Source organism: Sunxiuqinia sp. sy24 (genome assembly GCF_052677165.1).
This window is the reverse complement of the sequence record NZ_JBQYLH010000001.1, coordinates 524,328-543,288: the sequence shown is the minus strand read 5'-3', so window position 1 is coordinate 543,288 and position 18,961 is coordinate 524,328. Positions and strand designations below refer to the sequence as shown.

General features: G+C 40.1%; 7 protein-coding genes. 1 reads left to right on the top strand and 6 read right to left on the bottom strand.

Going from position 1 to position 18,961, the window contains the following annotated elements; all coding sequences use genetic code 11:
- Positions 1–3: 3 nt before the first annotated feature.
- From ACUNWA_RS02040 to ACUNWA_RS02015, 6 genes are all read right to left on the bottom strand, one after another.
- Positions 4–1,899, bottom strand: a complete 1,896-nt coding sequence (locus ACUNWA_RS02040; RefSeq protein WP_445590213.1) for a glycoside hydrolase family 97 N-terminal domain-containing protein — start codon at positions 1,897–1,899, stop codon at positions 4–6.
- 122 nt (positions 1,900–2,021) lie between these two features.
- Positions 2,022–4,154 (bottom strand): right-handed parallel beta-helix repeat-containing protein, encoded by a 2,133-nt coding sequence (locus tag ACUNWA_RS02035; RefSeq protein ID WP_445590212.1) that lies wholly within the window; start codon positions 4,152–4,154, stop codon positions 2,022–2,024.
- A 15-nt stretch (positions 4,155–4,169) separates the two neighbouring features.
- On the bottom strand, positions 4,170–7,127 hold the full coding sequence (locus tag ACUNWA_RS02030; RefSeq protein WP_445590211.1) for a glycoside hydrolase family 2 protein: 2,958 nt from the start codon (positions 7,125–7,127) through the stop codon (positions 4,170–4,172).
- A 426-nt stretch (positions 7,128–7,553) separates the two neighbouring features.
- On the bottom strand, positions 7,554–9,686 hold the full coding sequence (locus ACUNWA_RS02025; protein WP_445590210.1) for a right-handed parallel beta-helix repeat-containing protein: 2,133 nt from the start codon (positions 9,684–9,686) through the stop codon (positions 7,554–7,556).
- Positions 9,687–9,855: 169 nt separating this feature from the next.
- Positions 9,856–11,577, bottom strand: a complete 1,722-nt coding sequence (locus ACUNWA_RS02020) for a RagB/SusD family nutrient uptake outer membrane protein (protein WP_445590209.1) — start codon at positions 11,575–11,577, stop codon at positions 9,856–9,858.
- Positions 11,578–11,589: 12 nt separating this feature from the next.
- On the bottom strand, positions 11,590–14,628 hold the full coding sequence (locus ACUNWA_RS02015; RefSeq protein WP_445590208.1) for a SusC/RagA family TonB-linked outer membrane protein: 3,039 nt from the start codon (positions 14,626–14,628) through the stop codon (positions 11,590–11,592).
- 203 nt (positions 14,629–14,831) lie between these two features.
- Here ACUNWA_RS02015 and ACUNWA_RS02010 point away from each other — a divergent pair, with 203 nt between their 5' ends.
- A complete protein-coding gene (locus ACUNWA_RS02010; protein ID WP_445590207.1) occupies positions 14,832–18,875 on the top strand; it encodes a two-component regulator propeller domain-containing protein in 4,044 nt (1,347 codons plus the stop codon).
- Positions 18,876–18,961: the final 86 nt, after the last annotated feature.

Below are 18,961 nucleotides of genomic sequence, written 5' to 3'. Positions count from 1 at the left end.
TTTTTATTTTTTTCTGATGATTACTGCTAAACCTGAGTTTTCTACCAAAGTTTTTGTCAAGACCGTTTTTTGATTTACTGCTATTGTTTCCAGAGTCACCTTATTATCTTCCAACCCACTTGCATCTTGCGAGAAGATGGTTGCTTCATAAGCCTTCCCTTCATCCAAAAATGAGAATGAAATTTCAAGCGAACGAGCCTTATTAGCTGTTAACGATCCAACAAACCAATCCTCTCCGGTTCTTCTGACAACGGTTGCATATTCACCAATCTCACCTTCCAATACTTTTGTTTCATCCCACACGGTGGGCAGAGCATCATAAAAACCAAGTTCTTCACTTTCTTCAATTATCCCTTCAGCTGAGCCGGCTCCCCCCTTTTTATGGGGTGATCCTTCGGGACGATCGTACCAATAGACAAATTGCCACGGACTGTAAAGCATGATAGCTTTTGCCATTTGCCCGGCCTTTCCACCCATTTTTTCAGATACCCGAGGAGCCAAAAAGCAGTTCGTATTGTCTCCTGCACCGGCAATCATACGGGTAAAAAGGGTAATCAAGGTATGCTCGGTAGAAGGACTCTCTTCGTCGCCACGAATGCCTTCCTGGGTGATCAGATTAGGATAAGTGCGTGAGTAACCTGTTGGTCGATATTCATCGTGCACATCAACCATTAATTCATATTTCGCGGCTTTCCGAATTGCATCGTGCAACCACGAAGTCCACTCCTGCGGTCCCACATTCACAAATCCGTATTTTACCCCTGCAACTCCCCATGATTTTAATAAGGGAAGGACCTCGTCCAGCTGTTTTTCTAGTGCACGACGGTTTACATACAAAATTACACCGACACCTTTTTCTTTTGCGTAGTTGATTACATACTGCAGACCAAGTGGTCCCGGCGACCGTTTGGGATCGACAGTAACAGTCGTTGCATCCGATGCATCGTCGTATTCATTGCCGTACCAGCCAGCATCAAATTCTACAAACTGAAGATTGTGCTTTGCTGCAAAGTCAACGCAAGCAATCCCTCCTTTTGTCGTAAGCGTTACTTCTCGAATTACTTTACCGGGTTTTATCCACGAGACATCTGCCAGTTGATTGGGTTCATTCAGGTTCTCAATGAAATAGTTATTTTCAAGCAATTCGCCAGGAGATGCTCCTACCATTACATACCGCCATGGTGTAGTGTATTTTGCTTTTTCAAGATCCACATTGCTTGACAGATCAACCTGTAATGACAAAGCTTTCAGAGAATCTCTTCTAAATTTCATCCGTGCAAAATCCACTAACGCAGCTTCACCAATAGCTAAAAAGGATTTTTCGTTCCTTTTAACAACAAGCGGCCGTTCACTGACTCCATCGATTTTACTGATATTTTCTTTTTCGTAAACCCCTTGAGCTCTATCAGTAACCCAAGCGTCGTAATCATCCTGAAAGTTGAAGGCTGTTAACTCCCTGGTAAGTATTTTATTGTCGACAGATTTTTCATCAAACAAATAGCGAAAGGCAACCCCTTCATCATATACCCGACACAGTAGTGTCAAATTTTGATTTTTATCGTTTTTATTTGTCAGGTTAATTTTAAGTTGATTATACCTGTCGCGAACAGTATTGCGTTCACCGTAAACAGGCTTCCACGTTTCATCAAAGGAAGTATGTTTTATACTGCTTATCTGGTCATATCTCAAACTATCTTTTTCATTAAAAACAAAGCTCCCAACATTTACATCTAAAATTGCTTCTTTTGAATTATACAGGCTTAACATCAAACCGGAATCCTCAGATGTAATTTTAGCCACCAAGTTTGATGAGGGGCTATTAACTTCCACAGGATTCCTGTTACAGGAAATACTAATGATATACAGAAAAAGGATGGGAACTAAAAAATACTTATTCATATCGGTTTAATTGCGTTATTAATTCATACGTCTCATTTAACGGACCTTACAGGAAAAACACTTAATATAAGTGTGCCGTCCCTTGATTTTATGCCAATTAACTAGTTTAAAACAGATTAATATTATTCCTGAAAAAACGGATTAAAATCTATTTTCTGAAATTCCGGATTATCTGTAAATATTGGAGACTTCTTTTTCAATGTGTAGTTATTGTTATCGGCATCCACAAACAGATTCTTAAGTTCGCCCTCTGAATAATTAAGATCGCCTCGAATAGTCAAGTATGTAGAATCAACCCGGTCAACTATTGTACAAGGGTTTTTACTTCCGATTGACACATTGTTAAGTGATTTTGTCCCCCAATATTTTGCTTTCTCCGGCCCCGCCTGACCCTTAATCTCCTGTATATGTGGATACTTATCTTTCCACACTCCATTAAATGCGTCCACTTGTTCCAAGCGTTTATCTTGAATATCCTGCCATGGCCGATGCTGGATAACAATTGGCCGTTCGCAGTTAATAAGAATATTATTCTTGCAAATGATATTACGGCCGCTGATAAGTACTCCTGCCAGAATGTCGGTAAAAATGTTATTCTCAATGGTCACCCCACCGGAATAATCGTCAAGATAGATGCCATGCCAATATCCGTGGTGATAGAAAGGATTTGGGCTCCCCACATGATGGATATAATTATTTCGGATTACGGTTCCAATAGCTGTCACGTCACGACCGGTATAGATAGCTCCACCATCGTCACTTTCTAACAACACATTATACATTTCATTGCCTTCAATAATATGTTCGTTTCCATAATAAATAATCGCACTATGGGGAGAATCATAGATTTCACATCCTGAAATCCTGTTTCCAACACCTGTTAAATGTATGCCTGGAGAATACGTTTGATACCGTAGACCAGTATGAAAAATCTCACATTGGTCGACATAATTATTGGCTGGTGTCAACGTTTTCACATCACCACCTCCCAGACTAACGCCACCAGCTCCGGTGTTATAGATTTTACATGATTTTAATCCATTATTTGTCCCGGCCTGCCTGTTTAGAGTTACATCAGCATAAAGGCTCTGACTTAGCGAGCCAATAATCCCCTTTTGTAATTCACCAAGCCCCTCGTGTTTTAGATTTTTAAATGGGGTTACACCCTTGCCAAAAGAGACTGCATAAGAACCAAAATTCCTGAATGTACAGTTCTTGAATAGATTATTATGTCCAAGTTCCACATAGGCGCCTAAACCACGTCCATTTTCAAATGTAATATTTTCAAAAGTTACATTCCCAGCTCCTTCAATCGAGACCAACGGTTCTTCCATAATAGTTACCGAAATATCCTCTTCATTAAACGGATAGATATAAACAATACCTTTTTGTCGATCAATAAAATAGTCCCCTGGCTTACTGATCTCTTCCAATATGTTCATAAATTTAAAATGCCCCCCGGTAATACCGTACAAGTATGGTTTTACAGTTTTGATGGTCTGCTTTTTGATGTCGATGGCCTCCACTTTTAATTTATCATCAGCCCAAACAGTCCCGAACATACCTTGCACCCACAAATCGTTCAGTTTGCTCCATAATAACGGACGCGATGACTCGTACACAAAAGTTCCACCTCTATTCGAAAAATCTTCGTTTCGAGGTTTTGAACATGAATCAATTACCTTGGCAATTTCAACATAGCCCTCGGCAGGCCAGGACGCAAGAGTCATGGCTTTATCTCCCTGAAAAAGCTCCATCCCTGCAGACAAAATTGCCCGACTAAACCCCGTATGTTTTATCTCCCCGTAATCCGATATTTTCTTCCTTCTCAGATTTAATAATCTCACTTTGTTTCCGGCAACTGTATCGACAATTGATTTTATTATCTCATCATTAGGAGTTTCAAGTTCGTCAAATTTAAAATATCTACCTCCTGACACAATCACATCTTCATTATCAAATGAGGTGATCACCAAAGGACTTACTTCTGTTCCAGACAGAATTTCATTGAAGACCAGCGATTTCTTTAATTCATATCTTCCTTCCCGCAAAATCACTTTAAATGCTTTTTCACTACCTTCTTGCTTTTCAGCCTGAATCGAACTTATTGCCCGTTCAATCGAGGCAAAAGGAGCAGTCTCTGTTCCGGGATTGTCATCGCTTCCATTTTGTGCTACAAAATAAACTTCATTGTTTGAGCAAGCCGAGAATACGATGAATAACAATATGATTATTCCAATTTTTCTTGCGTTCATATAACTTGTTTTTGGCTATTCAAATAATTGTAATGCAAACTTCCTGGCTGTCGGATTAGCAACTGTTCGATTATTTAATTGAAGTTGGCAAATCCGATAGACGCCTTTTCCCTTTTTCATTTCTGATACTGCCGCATATTCGCCACCCATATCCACCCAGGTCGTTTTTCCTGTTTTCAGAATTGGAGTCCAACCAGTATCTGCTTTTATCATTGACCTTAGAATTGGTGTTACCAGTCCTTTGGAATCATTGTACCAGAAACTGAAATCAAACGCATGGGCATCTTTTACGATAGCATGCCCCGACTCGGGCGACACAAAATAATATTGGCCCATAATGGTATTCTCAATCGTAACCGACCTATTATCAACAGCATGTTCTCCTGCTGAAAGTTCGAGAAACAGGAGTGTTTTTCCGTTCTCAACCATTTCATCAAGTTGATCTTTGTTTTGCTGATAGTAACTCATATCATCAACGAGAATCACTTTGGCTGAATTCCGATCTTCCACCTGTTTAATACCCAATTCGGATAAAAGCTGCCCAGCTTTCCCTTTTTCAGAAGGCGTATAAACCGAAATCGTTGAGTTTGCAACTTCTTGCGGGAATACATCCAAATCGATCACCGATTCAGACACTCCTTTACTCTCTTGATCAAATAATGCCAAACGTAATTGGTACTGTGACCGTTTTGAGACCTGCGGTGCTTTCAGATTAATATATCCCTGAAACTTGGAACTATTTTCAGAGAATACAGGATTGGTTTCAGCTGCTTCTATTACTTTTCCGTTTTTCTCCAATTGCCATTTCAGCTTGTAGTTTTCAGGAATGGTATTCAAATCATTACACAACCATGCTTCTATTTTCACCTCTTCACCTGTAAAGAATTTAGATCGGTCTGTTCGAAGATTAACCATTACCGGAGCCAAGGCATCGCGGTAAACAAAAAACGCCTTCTTGGGATTTCGGTCCACATCCATGATGGCTTTCATCCAACCGGCTGGCCAGGCATCGATAAACAGGTGAATGGCAAAGGTCATCATATTGGTATCGCGGCGAAATGCTTCTGTAACCAGCTGCGTTGCCCACGCCTGATGGTCTTGACTCGCCTCAATCCAATCCTCCAATTTTCCCGGAGTTGGATACCACATGTAATGAAAACGATAGGTTTGAGCCTTTACTACTTTATCGGGCCACCACTGCTGGTTTTCATCTTCAGGCAACCATTCCTTCGGCCAATATTTCTTCATTACCTCATAACTATCGAATGCCTCCGCTCCAAATTCACCACAACCATAAAACCAACCGGGTTTGGTCTTCTGCCAATACCCTTTGTGCAATTCGCCCAATCCCAACCCATGACCGTTATACCAGGTATTGTAACAATGGCTGTCGGGTAAACCAGGCGAAGGCGGATCGTAATCACCATCGCCAGCTTTAATTACACGGTCGGGGTTCCAATGATGTACAATCTGATCGCAAGCTTTAAAAAAACGATAATATTCTTCGGCGCTTGCCATGCTGCGCTGCGGATGTCCTTCACCATTGGGAAAACGCTCGTTGATATAAGTTACCAAAATATTACTGGGATGGTTGCGCACCAAGCGTTCCATTTCTCCTGCTTGTTTTACTCCTTCAGCAAACAGGTTAGGACGCAAACTGCCAAATAGAGGCAAATCGGTTTGAAGCATTATGCCCAACTGATTACAATATTCGTAAATCTCAGGCTGAACAGGCCGCTGTGTAAGGCGAATAAAATTAAGGTTACAAACCTTTGCCAACAGGATATCATCAATCAGCTGTTCCCAATTCTTATTTTTTACATCTAGCTGCAAAAAACCCATCGTATTGGCTCCCCGCAAACGTATTTTCTGTCCATTAAGATACATCTGCCCCCGGGGAATGGAAACTGTATCTTGCGTGAAGGATCGCATTCCAAAGGAAGTAGCCCGTGAGTCCGTCACTTCTCCATCCTCATTCAATACTTTTGTTTGTAGTTGATACAAATAAGGCGTTTCATTATTCCATAGCTTAGGATCTTTCATGGGAAGTTTTATTTTCAGATAGTTAACACCATACCCCATTTTTAAACGACTCACTTCCCAATCATTCGGCTTGGCTAGATCTCCCACTCCCGGAATATAGGTTGTTGATGGGATATACTCAAAATCTGTTAATACCGTATCTTTAAAATTTTGCCCGTACACACTCAACTGCAACCTAACATCCTGATAGTTTTCATAGAAATTATTGACCTCAACCCAAACTTCAGTTTCCTCCTCTTCGAGCAGCGGACGCACGAACACGTCATTCAAATGAATTGCATTGCGTGACTCAATATAGCAATCCTGGTAAATACCCATTCCAGGGGGACAATGGTGCCAGCCGCGAACTGGGTCATCCCACCCGAGCCCACTTGCTGCATAAATTTTATTGCCAATCTGCTTTTCACCAACAGCATCCGGAGAACCAAGTGTTGAAAAGTCGTTTTCTACTTTCACCAACAAGGTATTCTTACCTGGCTTAATCTGTTTGGAGATATCAAACTCAAAGGGTGCAAAAAAGCCTTCATGCTCTCCCACCAAAGCACTATTCACAAATACTTTTGCCCTGTAATCGACTCCCTTGAAACAGATAAACTGACTATCAAAGTCCAACATATCTTCTGAGAGTTCGAACTCTTTATAATAATAGGTTGTGACACGTCCTTCCGGAGGTCCATAATGAGGAACTTTTACGGTAGTCCATTCTCCCTTTCCTTTTAGTGTTTCCCCAAAATTTACTTGATCCTCATCTGTCTCAATCCGCCAGTTAAACTCTTCGAGGAACAACTGCTTGCGGGTTTCTTCTAATTGCGGAGCATAATTGCTCATAAAAGGCCTATACTTCTTCCGCATTAAGGCCAGTTCCCGCTGCAATTCTTCCTTGGTATCCATTCGCTCCAAAGGATTAAAGGCCGATCCTTTCCCTTTCATATCCGGCAAATAAATATCCGGCAATACCGGGGGAAGTTTATCCTCCAATAAGTGGATCCTGGTGGCTTGCTCTCGATTACCTATTTGTGCAAAATGGTCTACCTTTTCGATTCTGTTCTGTGCTGACGCCAAGCACATCGTAAAAAGAAAAATCGAGCTTGTTAAAATACTTCTATAGGACATTTCAATATATAATTTTTAAAAATATATCCGAAAGAGAGGACGCCCAAGGCTAAAATGACTTGGCAGTTACAAACTCCAGGAGCTGGAAGAATCCCTCCAAAAAACCCCATGGCAATTCACGCTAGCTCATCCATCGCCCTTGGCACTCTTGCCCCTCTCTTTACAGCATATTCAGTTTTTCATTCCAACTCAATCGATAGAAAAATAATGATATCTATTTCTTTTCTTCTTTCATGTTGAAGTTTACTCTTTTACCACCCCAATTTTCTCAAATGGGATATCCTGAAATCCGGTTATTTGCTTAAATGCTTTTGCTGATTCTTTCAATTTAAAATTCATGTTTTCCCCATCTACAAAACCCGGATCTTCATCAGTTATCCAGTTGTCATCCTCAAAAGGCATCCAGTCTTTTTCGCCTTCGTAGGTCCTTTTAACGTTATAGAAGATATTTTTTGAAACCTTGTTTCGTTTGGGTAAGGATGGATCATCTTCCCAATAAATAGCCAGCTTGGGGTATCTGACACTATAGGGAGGCTGCTGATAATTAACCATTTTTAATCGTTGATCATAAATTCCCCCTTTAGCAATGGTTCCTGCTGACCAATTTTGGTTTCGGTTATCCACATGGATGCCCAATTCTGCATCGATAAAAATATTGTTGGTATACGGATTATCATGTCCTCCACCTATGAGTACAGGCATATTCCCAGGTTTGTAAAAGATATTTCCAAACACTTCCATCCCGCAAGCCCCGTCATCATGATAAACCGCCGAAGTAGCATGAATGCTGTTCAGGTGATGAAAAAAGTTATAAAATACCTGATGACCTCTTTCCGACGGATCACGACCGTAATAGAGTGCTCCCTGGTCGTGCACTTCCTGGCATACGTGATGAACTTCATTGAACTCGATCAGATGATCGTTTCCATGTAGCAGAATCGCCATACTGGGCGCATTATACAATTCACAATGTGAAATTCGGTTTCCTACGCCACTAATATCAATCCCTGCCCGATATGATTTTTCGATACGGTTAAAATCATGAATCGTACAATTCTCCACATAGTTATTACCGGGCTCCAGCGTCAACCGGTCTCCTCCGCTCAAATGAATACCTCCGGCGCCGGTATTGTATATCGAACAATTGACTATTCCATTGTTTGAACCCGCTTCTCGGTTAAAAATTGGATCCTCATAAATATGTTGAAGGTAACTGCCTATTTTTTCAGATGCCGGCTCCCCGATTCCCTCGTGAGCCAGGTCTTTAAAAGGAGCGATCCCCCTACCCATGCAAACTCCTACAATTCCAAGATTTTTAAAGGTACAGTTGCTGATGAGGTTATTGTTGGTACGCTCCATGTAAATTCCCATTCCGCGGGAACATTCAAAAGTGATTCCATCGAAACGGATATTAGAAGCTCCCATGACACTAACCATGGGCTTCTCAAGCATTGAAATCTCCAATGTTTTAATCTCATCTGAAGGGAAAAGATAAAGTTTACCATTCCTGCGGTCGATGTAAAATTCACCTGGCTCATCGACCTCTTCAAGGATATTGTATACAAACCAGCGGTTAAATTTTGCTCCGGTTCCAAATCCGTAAAGCGAAGGCTGTTTGGTTCTGAATATTTTGTTTTTCGTGTCTATCTCGGACAACTCGACGGCATCCTCGGCCCAACCTCTTCTGAAATAGCCCGAAATCCAGATGTCATCGTGTGACTTCCACGTTAACGGACGATCCGTATCGAACGTAAAAGCCCCTCCACGGTTACTAAAATCACCATCACGCGGAACCGATCCGCTATCAATGATTTTTCCCATCTTAATGGTGGAATCGTTAGGCCAGCGCGCCAACGAAAAGGGTTGCCCATTAACAAATAATTCAGCCCAAGCAGGACCAAAAGGACGAGCAAAACCAACTGGACGCATTACGCCATAATCGCTTATCCCCTGAGCTTTGAGATCAAGCTCTACAATTTGATTGCTTACAGTACTATTAAATCGTGATAGAACATCAGCATCACTTACCGCTTGGGCATTTTTTACATGGATTTTTCGTCCTCCTTGAATTATTACATCTTCATCCTGATAAGCAGAATATACTACCGAATACCCTTCACGTCCTGAGTCTTCTTCCGTTAATTTAAAAGATTCCGTTCTAAAATATATTCCTTCGCGAAGGTTTACATGAAAGCTATTTTCAGCTTTCCCTTCTTTTTTTAGCTTCCTGATTTCGTCTCTGGCACGTTCGAGCGATGCAAACGGATTCTCAATACTCCCATCACCACGACTGTTGTCGCCATCTGTGGCCACAAAAATTTCAACCTGCCGTGGTTGACACGAACTATTCATAACGATAATGGCAACTAATATCATCAATCTCGAAAATAAAACCCCTATTTTCCTCATAATGTAAACTTGTCTTTATAATTCCTTTTCAGACCTGTAGGCTAAGCTCTCGTAAAACGTATCTTTAAAGATAATATGTCCTGCTGCATCAGCATACAGCAGGACATTTTTTTTTCAATTTTAGTACGATGACCTATTAATATCCTGAATTCTGTTCCAATGGATTCTCCTTATTGGCTTCAATCTCCGAATTAGGAATCGGAAATTTATTTAAGTGATCACCTAATGAGTACCCGTTGTAGATTACCGCTTCGTTATATTTCATAAGGTATTCAGTAAGTTTTCCCATTCTCAATAATGTATTTAGACGATACTCTTCAACATGCAACTCACGAGCCCGCTCGTCAAGAATAAGGTCGATATTTACATCTCCTGAGTTTACAGGAGTTGCCTGTGCCCGATTTCTCACAACATTAATATCGTCAGCCGCTTTTTGATTTTCGCCTTTTAAGTGATATGCTTCTGCCCTTAATAAATAAGTTTCTGCTAATCGCATAATATACCAGTCCTTATAGATACGCCCGTTGTCGTGCCATTCTTTACTGGTTGCATCTTGGAACTGTCCGTAATGAACAGCTGTTACATTTTTCTTAAAATGGGGACTTACACGGCTTTTATTAAAGTCTGCCGGTGTTCCCAAGTTATCAGGAGTAATTGGCTGACCATAAAATTCACTTTCCGGGTTAGTCCAATAATATGTTCTCTGAATATTGTATTTCGAGTTTCTGATATCCTTGTCAAAGTCTCCTTTAAAGTCCCAAACCTGCTGGGCAAGATAATCGGTTGCTGTCCCCCAGCCAACCGGCCTTCCACCGAGAACATCTTTTAGGTAGTTACTTTTCCCATTTTTATCCTTCAAATTCCAGAACACAGGTCCCCACCATCTTTCAAGCACAAAATTACCACCCCATTGGCCAACGTTCCCGCCACCAAGAATTTCAACATCAAATTGTACATTCCAGATGCATTCGTTGTTTCCTTCACTTCGGTTAAAGTTTCCATCTCTGAATAAATCCCAATAAACATCACCCCAGGATTCACTTTCTCCCTGATAATCATATCCGTTAAATTGGAAATCTTTATATTTCCCAAAGCGTTCAGTCATTAACGAATAGGCTGGATCGTTTATAACAGCAGAAGCTGCATCAATTGCTCCCTGATAATCGCCCATCTGAATCAATATTTCAGATAAAAGGTGATAAGCTGCTGCACGCGGAGCACGTCCGCCTTTCAGCTGATCAGCTGTTGGCATCCATTGCGTCGCAAAAGTCAAGTCATCTTTGCATTGCTTGTAAATGGCTTCTTGTGTAGCTCGTTCATAATCAAATTTTGGGCCGGAAGTTTCTTCTAAAACAAGAGGGACTCCTCCATACATATTCGCCAAAAAGCGATAGGCAAATGCCCGAAGAAACTTAGCTTCCCCCACAATGGCATTCTTCTCATCTTCCGAGATCCATTCAACAACATCACTTTCTGCCCTGGCAATAATAACATTGGCTTTAAATATATAGTCGTAGCATCGACTCCACCATTTGCTTGCATATCCGTTATCGGCATTAAATGTTCCCCATTTAAACATTTCATTAAACGAAGTCGGCGATGGATTATTGGCTGATACGATATCTACATCCATCCCCAGCATATCATAATTTTCTCTGCTATCTGTGTTTGCATAAAAATTATCTCTTACGCTAAGATAAATATGGGCAAGTGCTGACTCGAAACCAGCTTTGGTCGTAAATGAATTCTCTGGGCTTAGAAAATCCTTTGGTACTTCTGTTAATACCTTTTCATGATCGCATGATACTCCCGCCATTGTTAAGCACAACACGAGAATACAATATTTAATATTTTTCATTTTTTTGACTGTTTAGAAATTAAATGATAATGAGAATAAATAAGTGCGGATTGATGGTGTGGCATTATCTGTCAAACCTTGTCCGGTTTCCGGGTCCAGCCCTTCCCAATGTGGAGCATATGTAAACAGATTATCTGCACTTACAGTTGCTTGCATTCCCTGAATTCCAAAGGGTTTTACAACATCTGTCAGGTTATAGCTTAGTGCCACCTTTTGCAGTTTAATGAAGCTTCGGTCGAAGTATTTTGTACCTTTGAATGCCGCATTATCTTTATAGTCAGGTCTAGGGAAAAGCGCCCCTGTATTTTCCGGAGTCCAGTAGTCATATACCGGGCGGTTCAAGCTTTCATTATTAGTATATCCATCAAAATAAGGAGTATTACCTCCTGATAGAAAATATCCGTTTCCTCCCCATATTGAATAAAGATAGGCCATTAAGGTGATGTTTTTATATTTAAATGAGTTTGTCCAACTCCACCGGAAATTCTCTTTGCTCGTTCCAAGAAACTGGCGATCGTTTGTGGAAGTGATCTTTCCATCAAGCTCTCCATTTTCATCCGGCAAATCTTCCAATATATAATCACCGGGTCTCATACCCTCCATGATTGTCCCATTATCAACATCTTCCTGTTGGTACATACCGACAACTTTATAAGTATAAATGGTGCCCAATGATTTTCCAATAAAGTACCCCGAGCTAATCAGATCGTCTTCCACCCCGTCTTCATCATTATCTTCGCCATAAATGGTAACCACTTTATTTCGATTAAGCGAAAAAGCAAAATCCGAGGTCCATTTAAATTCCTGTTTTTCAACATTCAATGTGTGCAGATTAATTTCTATACCTTTATTTTGAATCTCCCCAAGGTTTGAGATGATGCTGCTTTTTCCTGAGGCTTTAGGTAAGGACAGAGGGAATAACAAATCGGTTGTTTTAGTATGATAAGCATCAATAGAACCACTTATGCGATGATTTAGCACTCCAAAGTCAAGCCCCATGTTTAATCCTGTAGTTGTTTCCCAGCCTAAATTATCTAATGCAAAAGAAGATATTGCCTGAGTCACGGTATATGAAGGATCTCCTGCAAAAATATATTTACTGGTACCGACTTTAGCCAGCGTCTGGTAACGACCAATGGATTGATTACCATTAGAACCATAAGATACACGAAGGGCCAGGTCGTTAATTGCATCAATATTTTCAATAAAGCTTTCCTTTGAGATATTCCAGTTAAACCCGGAAGAATAGAAAACACCCCACTTTTTGTTTTTACTAAAAGCAGAATAACCATCCCTCCGAACCGTACCTGTAAACGAATACTTGCTATCGAAAGTATAGGTTGCTCTTGCCATTTGCCCAATTCCAAAACTTTCACCACCTCCAGTTGATGCCGTTTGAGTTTTACCATCTTCCAGTTTATAATCCAATAGAATCGTGTTATCAAAATTTTCGGCATATGCACTCAGCGTTTCATTGGCATATTTTTCTCTGGAATAAAGCAGGGTTACATCAAAATTGTGCTTCTCTGCAATAGTGCGGTTATATTTCACAATATTATCCAACATTGTGCTAATAGACCGGCTGTAAGAACGACTTCCTATACCATTTTTCCCTTTTCCGTCGATTGTGTTCTCGTCATAAAAATAGTTTCTCTCACTCCAACGCAATGAATTTGAATAATTAGCGGTATAAGTCAACCCCTTAACACCTGGCACACTAATTTTACCGGTTACTATTCCATTTAAATTGTTCTGCAAATCGTGATCTACTGTTGCAATTTCCCAAAAAGGACTATTAAACGAAGTCGTAGTTTGAGGGAATTGTTTATATGATCCATCATCGTTGTAAACCGATGCCCACGGACTAAAGTGGGTAGCCCGATACATACTTGGAGAATCACCTGAAAAATCGCGCACACTGTATGAACTTTTAACTCCCAGGTTGAACCAATCAGTTAAATCGCTGCTTAAATTAACTCTTCCCGTGAAATTCTTATAACTGTCATTTAAAACGACCCCTTTTTGATCGGTCATCGTAGCTGAGATATAATAGGAACTATTCTCGGTACTGTTTGAAACACTCACATTGGCCCTTACATTGTATGCATTTTGTCTGAACATTTCGTAAGGATCTTTCAGGGTTGGCCTGTGATCGGGTGTGGCTTCATAGTTCTTCTGCTCTTCTTCCTGTAAATAAAGAGGAATGTTATTGGGATCAGTTTCTAAATCGTTAGCTGCCCGAATATCCAATAATCTCTGAATATACCCGTCAGCATTATATACTTTTAGACGTTCAAGCTCATTACTGATACCATAACTCAGCTTCACGTCAAACTTAGGTTTACCATTAATTCCACGTCCGCTTTTAGTCGAAATTAAAATAACACCGTTGGCAGAACGAGATCCGTAAACAGCAGCTGCGCTTGCATCTTTCAATACAGTAAGGCTTTCAATATCATCGGAAGAAATATCACCTATCGAACCTCCATAAATAGCACCGTCAAGAACTATTAATGGACTATTCCCCCCCGTTGAGTTCTGTCCCCGAACGCTAAGTCCTGCGACTTGTCCAGCACTGTTAGTTCCTCCTACATTAAGCCCTGGAACAATTCCTTTTACAGTTTCCAAAACATTATTAACCGGAACCTCACGGTAAGCTTCCAAGTTAGCTTTAGATACTGCCCCAGTAACTGCCTGCTTCTTGCTAGAACCATATCCAATTGCCACGACCTCCTCCAAACCAATCACATCAGACTCCATCACAACATTAATAGTAGTCTTATCACCTACTTTTACCTCTTCAGCTGTCATCCCGATAAAAGAGAAAACAAGCGTAGCTTCCCCTGAACTCACTGCCAGAGAATAGTTCCCATCCACATCAGTGATAACACCATTCATGGTACTTTTCTCCACCACATTGACTCCGGGAAGCGGATTCTTGTCGCTATCGGTAACCGTGCCATTAATCGTCACTTGCTGGGCATATAATATACTTAGCCCACTACCAAGAAGTAGCACGACAAGCATTGCCCGTTTCATCATTTTTTTCATAAGTTTTAGTTTAAATATTATCAGTGAAAGTTAGGCTAGTCATGCTCAAGCAGGTATCACATATCTGGCAATTATTATTCCGTATCCGCAACCACTATAACAGAACCGGAAATCTCTTTACCTATATCGGAAACCAGCTGAAATATTAACTTTATTGAATAAATTTGTGATGACCAACCACGAATAACTAAGTAGCCTAAACTATGAAGCAAGTTGCTCTTCTTCTTCTTTTCATTACCATTACAATCACATGCTTTTCTGAATATAAATTCAAGAAAATAACAACCAACGAAGGATTATCGCTTGACAATATTGACTGCATTGCACAGGATAGCGAAGGATTACTCTATTTTGGAACGAATAAAATTAACCTATACGATGGTAATTCGATTCATACGTATGACTTAACAAACGCTTCAGGCTTCGGAAGTAAAGTCAAAGCAATAGTTCCTTTATCTTCTGCAAAAATTCTATTCGGCACGTTAGACAACGGACTTTTCCTTTTTGACAAAGAGACTGAACGTATTAATCCATTGCCCCTTCTATTAAAATCTGATTCCCTAAACCTACCGATAATCTCCTTACATGACGATCAGCAAGGAAAGCTTTGGATTGGAACGCTTAACAGGGGGCTCTTTTCAATTGAAATAAAAGATATTTTAGAATTAAAAAATCAGACAAGCGTTCCATGCAAAAAGTATCCTGAAAGCGAAGACTACGAAATCAATTCAATTTGTTCTTCACAGCATAAAATATGGCTTGGAACAAGATTCAACGGGCTGCTTGAAATGACTAAAACAGATACTCAATTTTCGATACTATCAAAGTCAGCAATACCACTCTCCTCTCAAGGAATTTGGACCGTTAAACGATTTGACGATTCGCTGTTCATCGGCACCCAGGACGGGTTAAACATCTTTCATACCAAGACTAAGAAGAGTCGTATTTATATCCGTAAACCATCTAACCCCACACTCTCGAACAATATCATCAGGGCCATTTGTAGAGATAAATCCGGAACCGTATGGATCGGCACCCAGGAAGATGGACTCTACGCACTTACTTTCAGGAACAACATACCCGTAATAAGCCATTACCAAAACATTCCAACGAACTCGAACACCCTAAATGTTAACAAAATACTTTCCCTGTATACCGATCGGCACAATAATTTATGGATCGGAACCTGGAATGGAGGTGTTAATATCTTAAACCTACACAATCAGCAATTTATTAATATTCGAAACAAAGGGAAAGCAAACAACCTGTCGGAGAATATGATATGGGCCATTGCCGAAAAAGAAGCTGGAGAATACTGGATTGGAACACATGGTAGTGGTATTTGTGCATTTGAAAAAGATCAGCCGTATTTTAGCGAGGTACTCAAAACGAAGACCATAAACTCCATTTCAAATCTGTACCTCGATAAGAACCGAAAGATTCTTTGGGTTGGAACGTGGGGCAACGGATTAAAAGCTCTCTCCTATCCGAAAATGAATTCCCGATTTGCACAACAGCTTGATTCATCCTTATTAAAGGAGGATCGAATTTATCAGATAGCAGAAGACGCACATGGTGTCTTATGGATTGGCACGGTAAATCATGGACTATTCAGTATTAACTTAAAGGATAATGAAAACACCATCAAACAAAATCATTTTTTCAAACAAAATTCCCTTGATACCGGATTAAAAAGTGCAGAAATTAGAGCCATTATACCTGATAAGAACAACGTTTTATGGATTGGAAGTCTTACGAAAGGATTATTCAAAGCAAAAACAGACGATATGGGAAATATCGTTGAAATGAAACCCATTCAATCCATAAAACTCACACACGAAGATCAAACACCAATAAGAAGTCTTTACCTGGATTCAAAACAGACCCTATGGATTGGACAGGAAAATGGGGTCATTAAATGCTACGATACGCAATTAGATTCATTCAAGCTCGTTCCCCTGCCCCAAAATAATATTGCCACTGCCTTTACTGAAGATAATAAAGGAAACATCTGGATTGCCACATACCACGGGTTAATCAGCTACCATCTTGAAAGTGGCGAAAAGCAGGAGTTTCTTACAGAAACTTGTTTTTACACCCTACTCTTTGATGCAAAAACAAATGAAATGATAACTGGGTCCAATAAAGGGGTCTTTTCATTTTACCCTTCTCAACTTAAAAAAGATCCATTCTACCCCGAAATCATTCTTTCTGAATTAAAAATTTTCAACACAGCGATAAAACCAGGTGATAAAATGAAAGGGGTAATTCCTCTTTCTAAGGCCATCAATTACACAAAGCAACTTACGCTCCCTTATTCATGCAACGTATTTACGATTGACATTACGGCCTTATCCTATTCATCACAAAATAAAAATCAACTGTACTATCAGCTGGCGAATTTTGAGAAATCCTGGAATCAAAGAACAGGTGCCGCAACATCAGTAAGCTACACCAACCTCTCTCCTGGTGATTACACCTTAAAAGTTAAAACAGCCAATAAAGACAATACCTGGAATCCTGAGATTCGCCATCTAAAAATAAAGATTCTTCCTCCCTGGTGGAGAACGAATCTGGCCTATACTGGTTACTCCCTGATCGTATTACTGATTGGTTTCATTATCTATAAAATAATAAGAGCACGAATCGATATAAAACAAGCCTTACATATTGAAAAAATAAAGCAAGAACAAAAAGACAAACTCAATGAATTGAAGCTATCTTTCTTTACAAATATATCTCATGAAATCAGAACACCCTTAACCTTGATTCTAGGTCCACTTGAAAGTATGTTGCAAAATGAACAAGCAAAAACACCCCGTCATCGTCAGTTGACCCTCATGCAAAAGAATGCCAATCTGCTTCTGAATATGGTCAACGAAGTGCTTGATTTTAGAAAAATGGAGAAAGAAAAGATCACGTTAAAGGTGATAGAGATTAACCTAAATGAGTTTATCTTACAGATACTGGGCCAGTTTGAAGGGCAAGCCAACCGAAAAAACATCGCTTTGCAGTTCCTCACGAAGACTCAAAACACAAGGCTTTGGGCTGATGGAAATTTACTTCAAAAAATTCTATTCAACCTCATCTCAAATGCAATCCGATTTACGCATCCTGCAGGCAGCATACAGGTATCAATTGAAGAAAATCAGGCGGTGATCAGTATCTCCGTAACCGACAATGGAATCGGAATTGCCTCCAAAGACCTTCCCCTGATTTTTGACCGATTTTATCAATCATCTTACTCTAACGTCTCAGGTGGTTCAGGAATAGGACTATCTCTTGTAAAAACAATGGTTGAACTTCACAAAGGTTGCTTGAGAGTGGAAAGTCAACCGGGAAAAGGCAGCACCTTTACAATTGAATTTCAGAAAGGCAAAGCACACTACAACCCAGCTGATATTAGTTATGAGAAATTGCAGGATAGTTCGCCCCTTAAAGAGTCAATCGTGGAAGAAAAAGCAGATGTCACGATATCGAAGAAACACACGATCCTTATTATTGACGACAACGATGATATGCGCTTTTACCTTAAAGAAAACCTGATCAAATATTTCAATATTATCGATTTCGATAATGCCCGTGAAGGGTTAACTCACCTGCTCAAAAATGACATATCACTCATTGTTTGCGACATAATGATGCCCGGCATCAATGGAATTGAATTTTGCAAACAGATCAAGTCTGACCTTAAAACATCTCATATTCCGATAATATTACTAACTGCAAAAACGGCTACTGAGTCAATAATAGAAGGTTACGAGAAAGGAGCTGATGATTATATTGGAAAGCCTTTTAGTATCGAGTTGGTAAAGACAAGGATAAACAACCTGATCGCACAACGGGAAAGGCTCCAGCAAAAAATAAAAACACTGAATTTGGAACCTTCCAATATTTCTCCAACTTCTCTGGATGAACAATTCCTGCGAAAAACAATCGACTTAATCGAACAAAATATTTCCAATCACGAATACAGCGCAGAAGACCTAGGGTTAACTCTTGGACTGAGTCAAGATAGCTTATACCGCAAAATTAAGAATCTCACCGGAATGAGTACGACCAAATTCATTCGTATGATTCGCCTAAAAAGAGCTGCACAACTGCTAAAAAGCACGGATTACACAATCTCAGAGATCTTGTATGAAGTTGGCTTTACCAATCCTTCCTATTTTGCAAAATGTTTCAAACAACAATTTGGGGTCTCCGCTTCGGAATACCAAAAATGCAAGATCCCAAAGCAGGAATAATAAAACAAGAACTCATCGATCGTCACACATTGTGAAAGAAAGAAAGAAAGAAAGAAAGAAAGAAAGAAAGGCAAGCCGACTAGCCC